At 74.9% G+C, this 18,661-nt stretch carries 8 protein-coding genes and 1 pseudogene; 7 read left to right on the forward strand and 2 right to left on the reverse strand.

The genetic code is table 11. The features are described 5' to 3' along the window. Positions 1-47 precede the first annotated feature (47 nt). Positions 48-878, reverse strand: coding sequence for an ABC transporter permease (locus IE287_RS31460; RefSeq protein ID WP_189852644.1), 831 nt, complete (start codon positions 876-878; stop codon positions 48-50). Beyond that, positions 878-1,864: an ATP-binding cassette domain-containing protein gene (locus IE287_RS31465; RefSeq protein WP_189852645.1), complete on the reverse strand. Its 987-nt coding sequence runs from the start codon at positions 1,862-1,864 to the stop codon at positions 878-880. Before IE287_RS31465 ends, IE287_RS31460 begins: the two co-directional genes overlap by 1 nt. A gap of 126 nt (positions 1,865-1,990) precedes the next feature. On the opposite strand from IE287_RS31465, the gene IE287_RS31470 reads away from it, so the two are divergent. The 7 genes and pseudogenes from IE287_RS31470 to IE287_RS39530 form a co-directional block, all read left to right on the forward strand. Next, the gene (locus tag IE287_RS31470) at positions 1,991-2,722 is read left to right on the forward strand and encodes a TioE family transcriptional regulator (protein WP_189852646.1); all 732 of its coding nucleotides are present in this window, start codon (positions 1,991-1,993) and stop codon (positions 2,720-2,722) included. A 235-nt stretch (positions 2,723-2,957) separates the two neighbouring features. Continuing rightward, positions 2,958-4,406 carry an esterase/lipase family protein gene (locus tag IE287_RS31475; protein WP_189852647.1) on the forward strand — a complete coding sequence of 483 codons (1,449 nt, stop codon included), beginning with the start codon at positions 2,958-2,960 and terminating at the stop codon, positions 4,404-4,406. A 7-nt stretch (positions 4,407-4,413) separates the two neighbouring features. Then, positions 4,414-8,685 (forward strand): AAA family ATPase, encoded by a 4,272-nt coding sequence (locus IE287_RS31480; RefSeq protein WP_189852648.1) that lies wholly within the window; start codon positions 4,414-4,416, stop codon positions 8,683-8,685. Then, complete coding sequence (locus IE287_RS31485) at positions 8,678-12,559, forward strand: AAA domain-containing protein (RefSeq protein ID WP_189852649.1); 3,882 nt, start codon at positions 8,678-8,680, stop codon at positions 12,557-12,559. The genes IE287_RS31480 and IE287_RS31485 overlap by 8 nt, the downstream gene beginning before the upstream one ends. Then, positions 12,556-15,798: a hypothetical protein gene (locus tag IE287_RS31490; protein WP_189852650.1), complete on the forward strand. Its 3,243-nt coding sequence runs from the start codon at positions 12,556-12,558 to the stop codon at positions 15,796-15,798. The genes IE287_RS31485 and IE287_RS31490 overlap by 4 nt, the downstream gene beginning before the upstream one ends. Continuing rightward, a complete protein-coding gene (locus tag IE287_RS31495; RefSeq protein ID WP_189852651.1) occupies positions 15,795-18,296 on the forward strand; it encodes an ATP-binding protein in 2,502 nt (833 codons plus the stop codon). The genes IE287_RS31490 and IE287_RS31495 overlap by 4 nt, the downstream gene beginning before the upstream one ends. A 38-nt stretch (positions 18,297-18,334) precedes the next feature. Continuing rightward, positions 18,335-18,439 (forward strand): annotated as a pseudogene (locus IE287_RS39530) (hotdog domain-containing protein); the annotation flags it as partial. Positions 18,440-18,661: the final 222 nt, after the last annotated feature.

Genomic DNA, 18,661 nt, shown 5'->3' on the forward strand with positions numbered 1-18,661 from the left:
GGGCGGCCGCTTCCGTCGCGGGGGACGGCGGTCCGGTCAGCGCCGGGTCACTGGGAACGCACGCTGTACTTGCGGGTGGCGAGCGGGGCGAAGACCGCGACCAGGGCGATCGACCAGCCGACGGTCAGCAGGACGTAGTCGGTGGCGGGCTCGCCGTTGAAGAGGGCGCGCAGCGCGTTGACGGTGGTGGTCATCGGGCTGGCCTCGGCGTACACCTGGAGCCAGGACGGCATCGTGCCGGTCGGGACGAACGCCGAGGAGATCAGGCTGAAGGGGAAGATCCAGATCAGGCCGGCCGACTGCGCCGCCTCGGGGTTGGCCACGGAGAGGCCGATCATGGCACCGACCCAGGTGAGCGCGTAGCCGAAGAGCAGCAGGAGCGAGACGCCGCCGAGCGCGGCCCAGAAGCCGCCCTGGAAGCGGAAGCCGATGAGCAGCCCCATGAGGAGCACGACCAGCACCGAGGCCACGTTGCGGACGATCTCCGAGAACGACCGTCCGACGAGGACGGCGGAGCGGCTCATCGGCATCGAGCGGAAGCGGTCCATCAGTCCGCGGCTCATGTCGGTGGAGACGCCGATGGTGGTGCCCGCGACCGAGCCGAAGAGCACCATCTGCACCAGGATGCCCGGCAGCAGGAACTGCGGGTAGTTGCCGCCCTGGACGTTGATCGCCCCGCCGAAGACGTAGGCGAACAGCAGGATGAACATGATCGGCTGGACCAGGGAGAACATCACCAGCTCGGGGCTGCGCAGCAGGTGGCGGAAGTTGCGCAGCGCCATCTGCCAGGCGTCGGAGAGCCACCACGACAGGCCGCTCTTCGGCTGCGTGGCGAAGGTGTCGAGGCGTGCGCCCGGTTCCAGGGACGTGGTGGCCATCAGTGCGTGCCGCCTTTCTTGTCGGTGCCGGTGTTCTCGGTGGCGCGGGCGGTCGCGGTCTGCCCCGTGAAGGCGAGGAAGACGTCGTCGAGGGTCGGCCGGCGCACGGCGACGTCGGCGATCGCGATCCCGGCGTCCCGCAGCGGGTCGAGGAGTTCGCTGAGCGTCACGCCGTCGGGCAGCGGGGCGTGCACCTGCATCACCTCCGGCTCGGCGACCGGCTGGGTGCCGAGCCGCTCGCGGAGCAGCCGGACGGTGCGGTCGACGGCGCCGCTGTCGACGAGGGTGACGTCGGCCCAGGCCTGGCCGACCCGGGCCTTGAGCTCGTCGGGGGTGCCGCCGGCGATGACCCGTCCGTGGTCGATCACCGAGAGCGAGTCGGCCAGGTGGTCGGCCTCCTCCAGGTACTGGGTGGTGAGCAGGACGGTGGTGCCGTCGGCCACCATCTCGCCGACGATCCGCCACACGTCCATGCGGCTGCGCGGGTCGAGGGCGGTGGTCGGCTCGTCCAGGAAGATGAGCTGCGGCCGGCCCATCAGCCCGGCGGCGATGTCGAGCCGCCGGCGCATGCCGCCCGAGTAGGTCTTGGCGGGCCGGGCGGCGGCCTCCGACAGGTCGAACCGTTCGAGGAGTTCACCGGCGCGGGCCTTGGTGTCGGCGGTCGACATCCGGAACAGCCTGCCGATCATCTGCAGGTTCTCCCACCCGGTCAGCATGTCGTCGACCGCGGTGTACTGCCCCGTCAGGCCGATGATGGACCGCACCGACAGGGGGTTGCTCCGCACGTCGAGCCCGAAGACCTCGGCCTTCCCCTCGTCCGGCCTGAGCAGGGTGCTCAGCACGCGCACGGCGGTCGTCTTGCCGGCGCCGTTGGGGCCGAGGAGCCCGTGCACGGTGCCCTCGGGGACGGTGAGTTCGAGGTTGTCGAGGGCGGTCACCGAGCCGAATCGCTTGCACAGTCCAGCCACTTCGATCGCTGCTGGCATCTCCAGTAGTTCCTTTCCAAGGGATCCGACGCATCTCCGGGGTACCTTGGGCTGGAACCTACACCTGAACATCCCATTGAACCTTGGCCCGACAGGTGCAGCCCTCTGCGGCCTATAGTCTCAAACATGGCATATTTCCGACCGGCCGATCTCGCCCAGGAACACGGCATCTCTCCGCAGACCGTGCGCAACTACGAGCGGGACGGCTTCCTCCCGCCGGCCGACCGCACCGACTCCGGCTACCGCCGCTACACCGAGCGCCACGCCGCCGCCCTGCGGGCCTACCGCGCCCTGGTGCCGGCCCACGGATACGCCGAGGGCGGCACCATCATGCGCGCCGTCACCGAGGGCCGCGTGGACGACGCCCTGACCGCCGTCGACCGCAGTCACGCCGAACTCCTGCGCGACCGGGGCACGCTGGACGCGGTCGGCAAGGTCCTCACCCACCTCACCAGGCGCGCCGACGGCGCCTCCTGGCGCGCACCGGCGCCACCCGCCCATCCCTTCACCATCGGCGAGCTCGCCCACCGCCTGGGCGTCAGCGTGGCGACGATCCGCAAGTGGGAGGAGGTCGGCGTGCTGGTCCCCGACCGCCGCCCCGACACCAACCACCGCACCTACGACGCCGACGACGTCCGCGACGCCGAGCTGGCCCACTTCCTCCGTCGCGGCCGCTACCCCCTGGAGCTCATCGCCACCGTCGTGCAGCAGGTCCGCGCCGCCGGCGACACCCAGGCCCTGGAGTCCGCGCTCGACAACTGGCGCCGCCGCGTCACCGCCCGGGGCCTGGCCATGCTGAAGGCGGCCGCCCTGCTCTCCGACTACCTGGCCCTGGAGGCGGACGGGACCGTCCGCTGAGGCCCGGCCGGCACCGCACGGCGTCAACACGCAAATGAGCATCACCCGATCGAGCGAGCTCGTGCGATGTGCGGAGGGGAAGGCGACACCCGTGGGGCGCCGCGGGCCGGCGGCGCGCGGGCAGTCGCCCCGATCCCCTCCTTCCGCACGTGGCGCTGTGTTAGCGTCCTGGCCCCGTCACCGCTCGACCGGTGCGAGCGGAACGGCCGATGACATGCGTGGGGGGCAGAAGCGTATGAACAGGCGAGACGTGCCGGAGCGTCAGCTCCACGACGCCGTGGTGGTGGTCCCGGGCATCATGGGGAGCGCCCTGTACGACGTCGAGAACGACACCCCGTTATGGGGGGTCGGCCGCATCTTCCAGTACTCCGCGCGCGCCCACGGAAAGCGGCTGCGCGCCCTGGCCGTCACCGACGCCGAACGGGCCGGCCGGACCGGCCGGGTCGAGGCGACCGGCGTGCTCAACGTCGCGGACTGGTTCCCGGGCCTCGGCCACGCCCAGCCGTACAACGCCCTGATATCCGGACTGCGCGGAGCGGCCCTGCACAAGGCCGCCGTCCGGCCCTTCCCCTACGACTGGCGCCTCTCCGTCGCGCACAACGGCGCCCTGCTCGCCCGGGAGATCCGCCTGCACCTGGAGGCCTGGCGGACGCACGCCGCCCACCGCCACCACCTCGACCGGCACCCGGAGGCGGGCCCCGCCAAGGTGCTGATCGTCGCCCACTCCATGGGCGGCCTGCTCGCCCGCGAGGCCGTGCACCACGGCGGGGTGCGGGACGACGTCCGCGCGGTGATGACCGTGGGCACCCCCTTCGCCGGCTCGGTGAAGGCCGCCGTGATGCTCAACTCCGGCAAGGGCGCGCCCGGGCTGATCCCGCCCCAGGTGCTGCGCGAGGTCACCCCGACCATGCCGGGGCTGTACGACCTGCTGCCCGCCTACCGCTGCCACGAGGAGGGCGCCGACATGAGGGAGCCCGGCCTCGACGACATCCTGGCGCTGGGCGGCCGGCGCGAGCAGGCCGAGGCCTCCGCCGCCTGGCGGAAGGCGGCGGGGGGCGCCCTGCTGCCCGAGCACGTGATGGTGGTCGGCGTGGGCCAGCGGACCTGGCAGAGCTACCGGATGGACGCCGGGGCGGCCGTGGCCCAGTCGTACCTGTTCCGCCGGAAGGCGGGCCGCCTCCTCCTCGACGCGGAGGGCAGGCCCCTCCCCGAGAACCGCAAGGGCGACGGCACCGTCTACCGCTTCGCCGCCCACCTGGAGGGCTCCGACGCCCGTCCCGTCCCGGTGCGCCAGGAGCACAGCTCCCTGGCCCGCAGCGAGAGCGTCATCGAGATGGCCCGCGCGATGCTGAGCGGCCTGCGCCACCCCGACGAGCTGGGCGACATGCTCGGGGGCGACGACGACCTGGAGCTCCACACGCCCGAATGGGCCGTCCCCGACGCCGCGTTCGCCATCGAGGTGGAGGGCGCGCCCCCCGGCTCGGACCTGGAGTGCGTGGTGCGGGAGGTCAGCGGACACGACACGGTCCACCACCCCGAGCTGAAGCGGGTCCGCGGCACGGAGGGCGGCTGGCGGGCGGCCTGCCGGCTCGACCGGCCGGGGATGTACGAGGTGGAGGTCCGCGGCGGCGCGGAACCGCTGCGCCGGCTCGTCCCCGTCCTCGCGACGGAGCAGCACGGCTGAGACGGTGGTGCCCGAGTTCGTCGCGCCGCCGTCCGGCGCCGGGACCGCGCACGGCCGGACCGCGGACGTCCCGCGGCCCGGCCCGCCCGCGGAGACCCGCGCCGGCGCCGCCGCCCCGCCCGCGTACGACACCACCGGTGCGTACGCCGACACCCGCGCGTACGACACCACGCCCGGGAACGCCGACGCGCCCGGGCACCCCGACGCGCCCGGGTACGACACCACGCCCGGGCACGACGTCACGTCCGGGTACGACATCGCGTCCGGGTACGCCGACACCGAGGTCGCGGACGTCTTCGACGTGCACACCCTGCCCCTGGGGCCGGTGCTGAACTTTCCGGACGCGAGGACCGCGGAGGAGGCCGAGCTGGCCGTCGCCGTCCTGGAGCGGTTCGGCGGGACGGCCGTGCCCCCGCTCGCCCGGCCCGCGGCCGGGAAGAAGGAGGACGAGCCCGGCGAGGGCGACGGAGAAGAGAAGGAAGGGGCCGGCCCGCGGCTCCTGATGTCGCTGACCGACGCCGACGACGCGCTGGCCCACTGGGCGGCGGAGGGCCGCGACCACCCCGGCCGGCCCTCGGTCCTCCTGTGGTTCGGCCACGGCCGCCAGGGCAGGACCGGCCCCGTGCTCGTCGTGCCCGACGGCGGACGCGGGCAGCGCAACACCTACGTCACGCCGGACATGTTCGCGTACTACCTCCACGCCGAGCAGCAGCGGCGGGACACCGAGGAGGGCCACTGGGCGATCGTGGTGATCGAGGCGTGCAACTCGAAGAGCTTCACCGAGGAGCTGCAGGCCAGGTTCCTCGGGGCCCACGCGCCCAAGCTGTGCTCCCTCCTCCTCGTCGGCACGGGCAAGGAGGCGGCCCAGGCGTACCTGGGGGCCTTCCGGAAGGCGATGGAGAGCTACCTCGCGGAGAAGTCCTGGCAGGACGAGGTGCACACCCTCCGGGAGCTCCAGCTCCACCTCAAGCGCAGGGTCCCCTACGCCGAGCTCGTCGGGGAGGAGACCTCGCGGGAGCTGCCGCTGCGGCTGCGGGACGTGGTGCCCCTCGACGGCGCCACCACCGTCGCCGAACAGCAGCGGCTCCAGCGGGAGCACGACGCCGCCCCCGCCGGTCCCGGGACGGCGGGGGCCGAGAAGCCGCACGACGGGGGGACCCGGGGCCTGCCGTCCGTCCCCGGAGGGGACGAGACGGGGTTCCTCGAAGTGGTCCCGGACTTCACCGGCCGGACCACGGAGCGCGCCGCCGTCGCCGACTGGCTCGCCGCCCCGGACGGACCGCCGGTCCTGGTCGTCACCGGTCCTCCCGGCACCGGCAAGTCGGCCCTGCTCGGCGAGGTCCTGCGGGGCCTGCGCCGGGGCGGGGGCGTGGGGCCGGACGTGCGCGTCGGCGCGGTCCTGCGGCTCACCGGGAGCACCGCGGCCGACGTGACGGACCGGCTCGCACAGCTCCTCGGCACCGACCGGAGCACCGGCGGCAACAGCCCCGGCCCCGACGACGGACCCGGCGAGGACGGCGGCGCCCGGTCGCCGGCACCGGGCGGCCCCGGCGACCCCCTCGAACCCCTCCGCCGCCGCCTGGCCGCCCCCGCCGCCGGCGGGGTCCCCACGCTGATCCTCGCCGACGCCCTGGACGAGGCCCGGGAGCCCTTCCGGGTCGCCTCGCTGCTGCGGGACCTCACCGAGGCCGCCGGGGTCCGGCTGCTCGTCGGCACCCGCACCTCCCCGTACGAGACGGAGGCGGCCGGGGACGGGGCCGACCTGCGGGAGGCCCTGGGCAGCGCCACCGGACAGGCCCGCGTCCTGGAGCTGACCGCCGACACGGAGGCCGCCACCGCCTACGCCGCCCGCCGGGTGGAGCGCGTCCTCGACGAGCACGGCACCGCGGACCCGGCCCGGCGCGCGACGGTCGTGGGCACGGTGCGCGACGCCGTCGAGCACCACGTCCGCGAGGGGTCCTGGCAGTTCCTGCACGTCGCCCTCGCCGTCGGCGAGATCGAGCAGCGGCCCGGCCTGCTGGCCGACGGGCCCGACGCCCGCTCCGCCCTGGAACAGCTGCTCGCGAAGGACCGGACCGGGCTGTTCGGGGCCGCCGTCGCCCGGATCACCGCCGCGCTGCCGGCCGCCGACGCGCTGCTGAGGTCCCTGGCCCTGGCCCAGGGCCGCGGCCTGCCCCGTGCCGACGGCGTCTGGGCCCACGCGGCGGCGGGCGTCGCGGGACGGGAGGACCCCGTCTCCGGCGAGGAGCTGTCCCTGTTCCTCGGCCGGGCGGCGGCGTACGTCCTGCTCGACGGCGAGGACCGGCGCAGCGTCTACCGCCCCGCCCACCGCACCTACACCGAGCAGCTCCTGGCCACCACCACCCCCGGGCAGCGGCTCGGCCTGCTGACCGCGCTGCTCGACGCGGCGGCGGAGCAGTGCGCCGGCGGCGGGACGATCAGCCCGCACCTCGAAGCGCGGCTCGCGCAGTACGCGGCCGACTGCGGACTCCCCGGCTGGACGGAGCTGGCGGCCCGGCCCTCCGTCCTCGACCGGCTCCCCGTGACCACGCTCAGCGGATCGGCCCTCGCCCCCGGCGGGGCGGGCGTGACCGGCCCCGCCGACCTGCCGATCGAGGTGCTCGGCACGGTCGCCTCCGCCCACCTGGTCCGCGCGGCCACGGCCGCCGACCGGCCCGGGCTGCGCCAGCTGGGCGGGCTGCGCGCCACCGGGCGGCTGCACCCCGCCGGCCCCGGGGCGGCCTGGGAGGTGTGCTGGGGCGAACTGCGGGTCCTGCCCCCGCACCTGAAGCTCGGCGGAGCCGGCAGCGGCGCGGTGTCGGCGCTGACCGCCCGCCCCTCGGAGCCGTGGCTGGCGACGGGGGCGCTCGACGGCACGGTGGTCGTGTGGGAGCCGTGGCGGGCGCACCGCCCCGCCCTGCTGATGCGCGGCCACGGCCGGCCGGTCTCCGCGCTCGCCTCGCTGGGCACGCGGCCGCACGGCGGCGGACCCGCCCTGCTCCTCGCCGCCCACGACGACCGCACCCTGCACCTGTGGGACACCGGCTCCGCCGACCGGCCCGTCCTGCGCCGCACGGGCACGGCCGGAGAGACCGTCCGGATCGCGGCGCCCCTGCCGGGCGGGGCGGGGCGCTTCGCGCTCGGCGGCGCCGGCGGCTATCTGGCGCTCCTCGACGCGGACGGCGGGGCCCCCGGGGCCCTGGCGACGGGCGTCGCCGGCGACGTGGTCGGGCTGACGCCCCTCACCTCGCCCGACGGACGGCAGTGGCTGGCGGCGGCCCACCGCTCGGGAGAGCTGGTGCTGTGGGACGTGACCGGCTCCGGGGCGGTGCGGCTGGCCTCGCTGGCGACCCGCAGGACGCTCACGGCCCTCACGGCGCTCACGGACGCCGACGGCACGCTCCGGCTGGCGACCGCCGCCGAAGCGGGTCCGGTGGAGCTGTGGCGGGTGCAGACGCGGCAGGACGAGCTCCTCCTGACGGCCTCGCCCCTGCCCGACCCCGAGGAGCTGCGCGCGCCGCTGCTGGCCGCGCTGCCCTCACCGGGCGGCGACACCCTCGTCGTCGGCGACGCCGACGGGACGGTCCGGCTGCTCGTCCCGGGCGACGTGTCCCCGCGCCCCGCGGGCGGCGGCATCCCCAAGGCCCGGACCACCGCCGTCCTGCGCGGGCCCGGCGGCGGGACCGTGCTGGCGACGGTCGCCGGACGCGACCCGCTCGTCCACCTCTGGGCGCCCGCCCCGGCCGCCGGCGGGGCCGGGGCGTCGCGCCGGCCCCGCGTCGACCGGGTGCGACGGCACGTCCTGGAGGACGGTACGGAGGTCGTGCTGGTGACGGAGTCCGCCGTCGCGCCGGCGGGCGCCGCCCCGGCGGTCTCCGTCCGGGTCCTGCGGGCCGCGGACGGCGAGGACCTCACCGACCGGGTGGGGGCCGCGTCCCTGCCGGGGGACGAGGCCGGCGGGAAGGACGCGGCGCCCCCGTCCGTCACCCGGCGGCACGCGAACCGCGTGATGGGCTGGGTGGAGCTGGAGGGCGTGGAGGACGGCGGCGGGCGGCGGGCGAGCCTCGACCGGGACGGCGTCCTCCTGGTGTGGGACGACGGGCCGTCCGGCTCCCGCGAACCCGTCCGCCGGATCTCCCTGGGGGCTCCGGGGCTTCACCTGACGGCCCTGTCCGGGGGACGGGTCGCCGCGACCACCGACGACGGGATCGTCGTCCTCGCCATCGCAGCCGTCGCGCCGAGGGGCGCCGACGGGGGGACGGAGGAGACACATGGTTGACGACCTCGGACCGGAGGAGATCACCGATGTGCTGAAGCAGCTGTTCACCGGCCCCCAGGCGGTGTACGCCCCCGAGGGCAAGGAGCCCTACCAGCTCGACGGAGACGTGGAGGAGGTGATCAAGGGCACCCTGATCCGCTTCGTCCTCACCCACCCGGACCCGGACCTGCAGCACGACCGGGAGGTCTCGCTCTTCCTCCGGGTGGACGGCGTGGTGGGCGAGTTGTGGGAGTTCGAGGTCCGCAACCTGCTGCGGCTGCGCATGCTGGGGCACCCCGCCCTGCCGGTGGTCGAGGACGGCAGGTTCGACCCGTCGCACCAGGTCGCCTTCATCATGACCCGGAAGGTCGGCACGCCGCTCGCGGAGCAGGGCTGGAGCGACGTGCGCGGGTGGGCCACCGAGCACCCGGTCGCCGCGTTCGAGCAGTTCGGCCTCCTGGTCGACGCCCTCAGCCAGCTGCACGGCACCCGCATCGTGCACCGGAACCTGACCCTCGCCGCCCTCCGCATGACCTTCGACGAGGGCAAGGAGTCCCAGGCGTCCCTCTCCCTCGCCCGGTTCGAGCTCAGCGCCCTCCTCAACAACCTGCTGCACGCGATCAGCGGACCCAAGGGCAGGGAGATGTACGAGGAGGCCATGCGCGCCCTGTTCCACACCCCGCCGCCCGGCATCGGCACGGCCCAGCACCTGGCCTACATCGCGCCGGAGACGTACCCCTCGGTCTTCGGCGACGTGCGGTCGCGCCGGCTCGACCACGGCAGCACCGACGTGTTCGGGCTGGGCGTGCTGGGCTGGGAGCTCTTCTTCGACTCCCTCACCGACCGGCTGCCCGATGAGTGCGCGGCGGTCGAGGCGGCGGATCCCGAGGAGCTGCCGAACGCCCTGCTCCGGCTCCACACGAGGATGCGCCGCGAGCTCGACCTCGACACCCGGCTCCCCCGCCACCTGCGGACGGCGCTGCTGTCCATGCTCGACCCCTCCCCCACCAGCCGCAGCACCTCCTTCCAGGCCTCCGCCGACCTGCAGCGGCACTGGACGGCCATCTCCCTCGGGCTGGAGCCCGCGGACGAGGCCGCGGACGGGGGCGGGGGGAAGCGCGAACTGCCCCGGCTGGTGGCCTTCATGCCGGTGGAGTCCGTCGTCACCATCCACGAGGCCCGGGGCTGGACCGACCACCGCACCGACACCAAACAGGGGTGCGAGGAACTGGAGCAGTTCCTCAGGACCGAGCTCGACCAGGCGGAGCTGATCCACTGCCCCGGCGGCGCGGAGGGCTACGTACAGGACGACAACCGCAGGGCGCTGGCCCAGGCGGAGTGGGTGCTCGTCGGCACGCAGGCGGTGTGGTTCTGCGCCTACCTGTACCAGGACTCGGTGAGGCGCCGGAACCTCGTCACCCACAAGGACACGCTCGTCATCAAGTACCTGCTGGACAAGCGGTACGCGGGCGAACTGCTGAAGACCTGGCCCCGGCGCCGGATCGGCAAGTTCGACCTCGTGCCCTACTACGCCCGCAAGTCGCTCGACGCGGAGCGCAGGAACCGCCCCTCCTGGGAGCCGCTGACCTCGTCGGTCTCCATCGAGCGGGCCGTGCAGGACACCGGGGTGCAGAAGATGCTGCGGAGCTTCCACTTCATGCTGGAGTACCGGGGTCTCGTGCTGAGGGCCCGCACCTACCCGTACCGGCTGGAGGACGCCGACGGGCGGCTGGTCCTCACCCACGACAAGGACCGGGACCGCCGCTGGCTCCACGGCGACCCCCTGCTCACCGCCTACGCGGCTCCGGGCCGGCGGCACCGGCCGCCGCTGGGCGACTTCGCGGACGAGCTCCTCGCGGAGCAGGAGTTCGCGGAGCTCGTCGTCGCGCCGGACCGCAACGACGAGAGGACCTCCAAGTTCGCCGGGCCCTACTTCGGCGAGCGCACCGTCAAGGTGCGGATCAGGGAACGGCTGGACGCCGACTCCCTGGTCGTCGACACGCCGTTCGGCCGGGACGACCTCCCCCCTCTGGGCTGGCTGCGCCCCGACGAGGACCGGGGCACGGAGATCCAGCTGCGCCGCGAGATCAAGGGCTACGACTCGCTCGCCCACAAGGCGGGCCTCGCGCGCACGCTCTACGAGCCGCGGTCGATCGCCCTGCGGGCCGGCCGCGGCGCCCTCCCGGCCGGCGGGAGTCCCGAGGAACAGCTGCGGGGCAGGGCGGACGAGGTGATCGGCGGCATGCTGAAGCTGCACCCGTTCTACGCCCTCCAGGGACCGCCCGGCACCGGCAAGAGCACGGTGGTGGCACGGGCCCTGCGGACCTTCCTCGGCAGTGAGTACGGTTCCCGGGTGCTGGTGAGCGCGCAGTCGAACGACGCGCTGGACCAGCTGGGCGGCAAGATCGTCGAGGAGCTGAGGACGCAGATCGAGGACCGCTCCCTCCTGGTGCTGCGGGAACTGTCGAAGTCGAAGGACCGCCAGGACCTGCCGCCCGCCCTGCGGCGCCACACCGCCGAAGCCCTCACCAACGACCTGGTCGAGCACATCGAGCGGCGCGTCCGCAACGGGTACGAGGGCGTGCGTCCCGGCGAGGAGGACCTGATGGACCGGTGGGCCGGGCTGGCCAAGGACATCTCGGTGGAGCTGACCGAACGCATCAAGTCGGGTGCCGACATCGTGCTGGCGACCTGCTCGATCGCGTCCACCCTCACCGACGAGATGCGCGACCCGTCCGACATGTTCGACTGGGTGATCATCGAGGAGGCGGCCAAGGCCTGGCCCACCGAGATCACCATCCCGCTCGCCCTGGGCGTGCGCTGGACCCTGATCGGCGACTACCTCCAGCTCGGACCCCACCGGGCCCAGGAGATCGAGACCTTCCTGGAGGGCCTGGCCACCAACCAGGACGAACGGATCCGCCTCCACTACGACCAGCGGGAGAGCTACCTCGAGTTCGTGCAGCTGTTCCGGCGCTTCTTCGAGGGGCACAGGCCCGGCGCCACCGCCGCGGCGGAGAGCCCCAGGGACGTGCTGGACATGCAGTTCCGCATGCACCGGGACATCTCGCTGCCGTTCGCCAGGGCCTTCTATCCCCCGGTCACCGAGGACGACCTGGACGGCACCTTCCTGAAGACCGACCCCGAGCTGAGCCGGGTCCACGCGCACGCCCGGCCGCCCTACCTCGCGGGCGCGCCCCTGGTGTGGCTCGACACCTCCCGGAACGACTGCGGCGACCAGGGCTACTGGTGGAACCCCGGCGAGGTCGCCCTCGTCGAGGGGCTGGTGCGCGCGATGGGCCTGGCGGACCGCAGGAGCCCGAAGGAGCTGACGGTCCTGACGCCGTACCGCCGCCAGGTGAGGGAGCTGAGGAAGGGCTTCCTGGACGGCCGGGTGCACACCGTCCACTCCTTCCAGGGCGGCGAGGCGGACACGGTGGTGATCTCGCTCGTCCGCAGCGGCGACCGGGGCCCGGACTCCCGCCGGAACGTGGGCCACACCGCCCAGCCCGACGTGGTCAACGTGATGCTGTCGCGGGCCCGGAGCCTGCTCGTGGTCGTCGGGGACATCGCGCACTTCGAGCGGCACGGCGGCAAGGACTGGCAGAAGATCATCCAGGTCTTCCGGACGGAGGGCCGGGTCGTCGACGCGTCGACCGGGGAGATCGTCGAGTGGCGGCCGGAGGCGGAGCCCGACCCGGCGGAGCGGCCGGATCCGCCGGCGACCGGGGCCGGGGCCGTATCGATCCCCGCGCAGGCCTCGGCCCCGCCGGACGCCGCCCCGCGCGAGACGGACGGCGCGAACGACGCGAACGATCCGGCCGGCACGACCGCCGCCGGCACGGTCCCCACGGCCGACACGGACGCGGCGGGGACGACGGGAGAGAAGCCGTGACCGAGACGACGCTGATCGCCATCCCCTGCCGGGTGATCACCCTCCAGGTGGAGTTCGGCGCCGACTCGGGGGCCTCCACGCTGGAGGCGCTCGTCCTGGAGGCCGTGGTCGGCGGCCGCAGGACGGTGAAGGAACTGGGCGACCTGTTCTCCCTGCCGCACCGGCTCATGCTGGACGTGGTGCACGGTCTGTGGACCCGCGGCTTCCTCGCCGTCGACTTCGCCACGAACGCGCTGGAGAGCACCCAGGCGGCGGAGGCGCTCCTCGGGGGGAAGGAGGGCCACGCCCCGCTGGCCACCAGCAGGAAGCCGCAGCGGTTCCTGTTCGACCCGGTGACGGCGACCGTCCTCCCGTACAAGCTGGGCCGGCAGCGCGTCCCCCAGGGAGCCCTGGAGATGCCGTACGCCCAGGGCATCTCGGTGGACGACCTGCCGCAGACGGAGCTCCTGCGGGCCGTGCGCCAGGTCGTGAGGGCCGAGCGCGCGGGCGACGGCCGCAAGGACGACGAGAACGCGGCGGACGACGCCCGGAGGAAGGACACCCGCCTGGCCGACGACCGCAGCCGCGTGCTGAACGTGTCCTTCGCCAACCCGGTGCTCAGCCCGCCGCAGGCCGTGTGCTGGCGGACGGTGGAGACCGTCGTGAAGCGGGACCCGGACACCGGCCTGCTCACGGCGGTGCCCGTGAAGCCCCCGCCGGGCTGGGGCCGCAAGGCCCAGGAACTGTTCCGGTCCCGCATCTCCGATCTGATCCGAAACCGCCCCGAGAGCAGGTTCTCCCAGCGCCTGATGAGTCGTCAGGCCCTGGAGGAGAGGCGCTCCGAGAGCCTGCTGGTGATGATGCGGGGCCTGGACGGCCTGGCCGCCGAACTGACGAGCGCCCCCGACGAGCGGGTGCCGGATCTCCACGACGACCTGACCGCCACGGCCCTGCGGGTGCTGGAGGACCTGGAGGAGGCCCGCCGGGGCCGCTGCTCGGCCGGCGGCGTGGCCGCCGGGGTGGGCGTGGACTGGGTGCTGTCCCATCTGATCGAGAGCGCCACCCGTCAGCTGGTGCTGGCCCTGCCGGAGATCGCGTACGACGCCCTCCACCCCGTGCTGCCCGCGCTCGAACTCGCCGCGAAGCGCGGTGTCACCCTGGTCCTCCTGTGGGGCAGCACTCCGTACTCGAAGCTGGAGTCCCGGGTGGCGACCGCCCTGTTCGACCTCCAGTCCCGCTTCCCCGGGCGCGTGCTCATGGAACAGCGCAGCAGTTCCTGCGCCGCGTCCGTGGTCGTCTGCGACGACCGGTCGGCCTACGTCGGGTCGCGCGGCGTCCTGTCCGGGAACGCGAGCGCGGGAGTCCTGGTCGAGCCGCTCGAAGGCTCCGACACCCCGCCGGAGTGCGTGACGGACCTGCTGAGCTGGGCCCGCCAGGCCTACCCGTACTGGCCCACGGCCCGCGACATCGCCCTGTTCCCCTCGGACTTCGGCCGCCGCGAGTCCTCCGACGGCCCGCCCTCCGGCACCGGCGGCGAGCAGGTCGTGCTGCCGCTGCTCGCGGACGGGTGGGAGGAGGACGCCGCCGCCTCCCGCACCGGCTGGGCCGCCGAGTGGGGCCGGCTGCTCCAGCGCCTGCGCGCCTCCGTCGACGAGCTCCACCGGGGCGCCCCCGTCGTCCGGGTGGTCCGGGGCGGCGTCTACGCCGACCTGGCGCAGCGCCTGCTCTCCGGCACCGTCGAACGGCTGGCCGTGCTGGACGACGCGGTCCAGCCCGAGGGGTACGGGGAGCAGATCACCCGGCGGCTCACCGAACTGCGCGACGAGGGGAAGGTCGTGCACCTCCAGCACCCTCCGCTCGACAAGGCGGACGGGCGCCGCGGGGAACTGCAGAAGCGGCTGGCCCGCGAGCGGACCCTGCGCACCACCCCGGCGCGGGCGCGGGCGGTCCTCAGCGACCACGAGGTCGTCGTCGGCAGCCACCACCCCCTGGGCGACCGGGCGGTGGGCCCCGGGGGCGGCCCCGCCCCCCACCAGCTGGGCCTGCACGTCGTCGGCACCGCGTTCACCGCCGACTTCGCGCGGGAGATGGGCATCCCCGACTGGTTCGGCGACGACGCCGAGGAGCTGCCGGCCTACCTGCCGCCGCTGCCCGCGCTGAGCGCGGCGCCCGTGGACGACGACCCCTGGACGGAGCTCGCCAACCGCGAGGCCAGGAAGGAGCCCGCGGACGTCCTGCGCGCGAAGGCCGCCGGGCTGCTGCTGGACAGTCCGGACCACGCCGACGAACGGTGGGGGAAGTGGGCGCGCTGGCTGCTCCACGACGCCTGGGCGCGCGGCGCGTTCATGGAGGCGTACCTGCTGTCCCCGCTGCTCGGCGGCCCCGGCGGGATGCCCGTGGACCTCGCCGCCGTGGCCGTGCCGGTGGAGCACGGACCGCTCGGCTACCAGCTCTACGCCAGCACCGTCGAGCTCGACGCCGCACCGCCCGGGCACCGTGCCGTCGCCCTGGTCGGCGCGATCGCCGAGATGCTGCTGCACGGCGGGCACACGGGGGCGGAGGTCTGCGACGTCCTGCTGGACGGCGACGGGCCGGGCCGGGACCTGACCCCGGCCTGGACGCGGCTCGGCGCCGCGGCGCGGAGGTGCTTCCACGAGGATCCGGCGCCGCTGCCGCTGGGCGACGCCAGGGAGTGGGCGGCGCGCCAGGAGAGGCTGGCCGACGCCCAGGCCCGCTGGATCGGCCTGGCGGCCGAGCTGGACGACTTCAGGGAGGCCAAGCACCACTTCACCTTCCAGGACGGCGAGAAGGTGCACCGCGCCCTGTTCCACCCGGGCCGCGTCCTGGCGCAGGTCGTCGAGGCGACCCTCCAGGAGGTCCCGCCCGGCGCCCTGGTCGACGACGTCCTGGCACTGCCGCGCACCGAGCAGGAGGTCAGGGCGGCGCTGGACAGGATCTCCGACGACCTGGGGGTGCGGAGGATCGAGTGGCGCAACCACATGGCGTACGCGCGCAAGGTCGCCCGCTTCCTCACCGAGGCGCGCGAACTGGCGTCCGTCCCCGTCGGCGGGGGCGAGCGGCGTCCGGGCCGGCTGCCCGTGCTCAGCGGTCACCAGAAGGACTTCGCCCGCCATCTCGACCTCGAATGGCATCAGTTGCTGGCGGAGGCGGAGGCGCTCGACGAACCGGCGGGCCGGCCGGCCAGGGCCCTGCTGGAGATCCTGTCCGTGCTGCCGAAGGCCGGGAAGGAGGAGGCGTGAGCGAGGAGCGGACGGGGGACGACGTCGGCGTCGAGATCCGGATCGACCGGGACCTTCTGGAGACCTGGCCCGGCCGCTTCCGTTATCCGGACGTGCTGATCGGCCTCGCGTCGGAGACGGGGCCCGGCTCCGACGCGGACGGCTCCGCGCTCGCGCGGGCCGTCCTCACCCGCGCCGGGGGCAGGTCGCCCCGCACGGTGGGCGAGGAGCTGGTCGACCGGGGCGAGTTCGAGGCGGCCGAGTACCTGCACACGGACTGCCCGGAACTGGGCGGCCACGACAAGGAGGCGCTGAAGCGGAGGCTGGAGGCGGCCCGGGCGGCGGCGGGCGAGGACGTGCGGCAGGAAGTCCGGAAGCTGGAACGCGAGGCCGCCGCGGCCGGCGTCCGCTTCGACCTCCTCGACGCGGAGGCCCTCGTCGCCCGCGCCCCGTCCCGCCGGTCCGCCGTCGACGACGAACTGCGCGAGGCCGCGGACATGCTGGCCCAGCAGGTGAAGCCCGTCGCCGACGAGCTGCGCGCCCGGCTCGAACGGCAGGCCGCCGAGGCCGTCACGCGCCGGAGCGACCCCGTCATGAAGCGGGTCGACGCGCTGATCGCGGCCGGCGAGCTGATCGCCGCCCGGACCCTGCTGAACCGCGAACCCCTCGGCACGCCCATCCCGGAGTCCGCCGCCCCGCTGCCGCCGTGGAACCCGCTGTGGACGCCGGACGAGCTCCTCGACTACCACCTGAACCCGGCGGCGAACCGGCCGCCCGAGTTCGCCTCCTGGGAGGCCGCCGACACGAACGGCAGAGAGCTCCTGGCGGCCTACGGCCGTCTCCAGAAGGAGGACTCCGCCCAGGCCGCCGAGGCCTTCGCCGGTGCCCTCAGCCGCTTCCTCGGCGCGCCGGTCCGGGACGGCGTGGCCCGCCGGGTGGACGACAGCCGCCACCACCACACGTACTTCGACGGGCTGTTCGGCACCCCGGCGCTGTCCCGGCTGCACCCGACCGGACGCGTCGACCTGTACGTCGGCGGCCCGGGCACCACGGGACTTCCGGACCGGCTGGCGCAGCAGCCGCCGCACGTCGCCGTCGCCCCCGGACTCGCGGCGCCGGAGTACACCGACCGCCGGGCCACGGCGGTCCTGTCGCTGCGCGACCTGCTCCGGCTCGTCGTGCTGCCCGAGGACCGGCCGGCGGCGATGCTGGGCATCCTGGCCCGCCAGTGGCCGGTCGCGGCGCTGATCGGCTCGCGCGGCCCGGACCTGGCCGCCGCCCTCGGCGACGAGCCGGACGCCGCCTGGCGGACCCTGCGCTGGATCGCCCACCTCTCCCTGGGCGCGGGGCTCCCCCTCGCCCAGGCCATGGAGAACTGCACGGCCATGGACACGGCCTCGCTGCGCGTGATGCTCCGTTACGCCGAGGACCGGATGCCCGCCGCCGGGGCCGCGCTGTGGTCCGGCGCGGAAGGCGGCTGGCAGCGGGACGAGGTGCTCGTCCAGGCCCTCCAGGAGGAGCTGGTGGCCCGCTGCGGCGGACCGGCAGCCGAGGCCGCCTGGTGGGCGGCGCTGGCGGCCGGCCACCCCTCGACCGGCGAGGTCAGCACGGAGGACCTCCTCCTGATGGCCGAGGCGTGCTCGGAGTGGCCGGGGGCCGTGGAGCAGGTGCGCGCCGGGGTCGAGGCGCTGGTGGCGCGCGGTCTGCTGGTCCGCGCCGGGGACGGGACGGACGGGCTTCTGACCGTGCCGCCGAGCGGCATCGTCCGGATGCTCCGGGCGGGCGCGGAGCAGCAGTTGACCGGTCTCCTGACCCGCCTGGCGCACGCCCGGGACGAACGGGACGCGACCGGGGCGCCCGCCTCGTCCGCCCCCCTGACGTCCCCGGCCTGGACGCCGTGGCAGTGGAACCGCTTCGCGACCGTGCCGTCCCTCGCCCGCCTCGCGGCGGCGGCGGCCGGCGGCACCGGCACGCCGGCGGCGCAGGCCGCCGAGGCCCTGGCCGAGCTGCGGGACCAGGACCCGGCGGCCCTGGCCGAGGCGCAGGGCCCGGCGGTCACCGAACTGGCGCCGCTCCTCGACGCCCTGGCCGCGCAGTGCCGCGACCACCACCCGGGCGCGGTCCTGGACGTGCGCTGCCCGCCGGCGCTCTCCGTGGAGGTGCCCGAGCCGGTCCTGCGGGCCGTGCTCTACGAGGTGCTCGACAACGCGGCCGGCGTGGTCGCCGGGACGGACTCCGGCCTGGTCCAGGTCGTGGCGAGGGCGGAGGCCCCCGAGGTGCACGTGGAGGTCCGGGACAGCGGCCCGGGCCTGCCCGCCGGATCCCGCGGCCGCCGGATCTTCGCCCTGAGCGCGGCGGGCCGCGAACGGGGCCGCACCGGAGGCCTCCACCGGGCCCGTCTGCTGCTGCGGGCCTTCGACACCCCGTCGGTCGAGACGGAACTGGAGGTCTTCGAGTCGGGGCACCCCACCCTCACGGGCGCCGCGCTCCGCCTCGTCCTGCCGGAGCACACGCCCTGAGCGGGACGCGACCGTACTGCCGTGGGTGGGCGGGGCAGCTGACCTTCCCCGCCCCCGTGCGGGCCGGGGACCTGCTGAGCGTCGAGGCCGGGCTCGAACGCGTCGGCCGCACCTCCATGACGGTCGGCCTCCGCGTCACCGCCGAACGCGGGAACAGCTCCGGCCCGGCCACCGAGGCCGCCACCGCCTTCCTCACCTTCGCGGCGATCGACGCCGACCACGCCCCCGCCCCGCCCCACCCCTCACCGTCACCCTCCCCACGACCTCCTGAGACCGGGACCCCACCACCCCGGCCGGAAGCACGCCCCTTCTCCAGCCCCCAGGGCATGGAGAGGAGGCAGCGGGTCAGGCGTCCTTCTTCGCCG

It is taken from the genome of Streptomyces omiyaensis, assembly GCF_014650895.1.
In the GTDB taxonomy this organism is placed as follows: domain Bacteria; phylum Actinomycetota; class Actinomycetes; order Streptomycetales; family Streptomycetaceae; genus Streptomyces; species Streptomyces omiyaensis.

Coding starts and splice junctions, on each gene's coding strand:
- IE287_RS31460 (WP_189852644.1), bottom strand. CDS start 878: ATGGCCACCACGTCCCTGGAACCGGGCGCACGCCTCGACACCTTCGCC.
- IE287_RS31465 (WP_189852645.1), bottom strand. CDS start 1,864: ATGCCAGCAGCGATCGAAGTGGCTGGACTGTGCAAGCGATTCGGCTCG.
- IE287_RS31470 (WP_189852646.1), top strand. CDS start 1,991: ATGGCATATTTCCGACCGGCCGATCTCGCCCAGGAACACGGCATCTCT.
- IE287_RS31475 (WP_189852647.1), top strand. CDS start 2,958: ATGAACAGGCGAGACGTGCCGGAGCGTCAGCTCCACGACGCCGTGGTG.
- IE287_RS31485 (WP_189852649.1), top strand. CDS start 8,678: ATGGTTGACGACCTCGGACCGGAGGAGATCACCGATGTGCTGAAGCAG.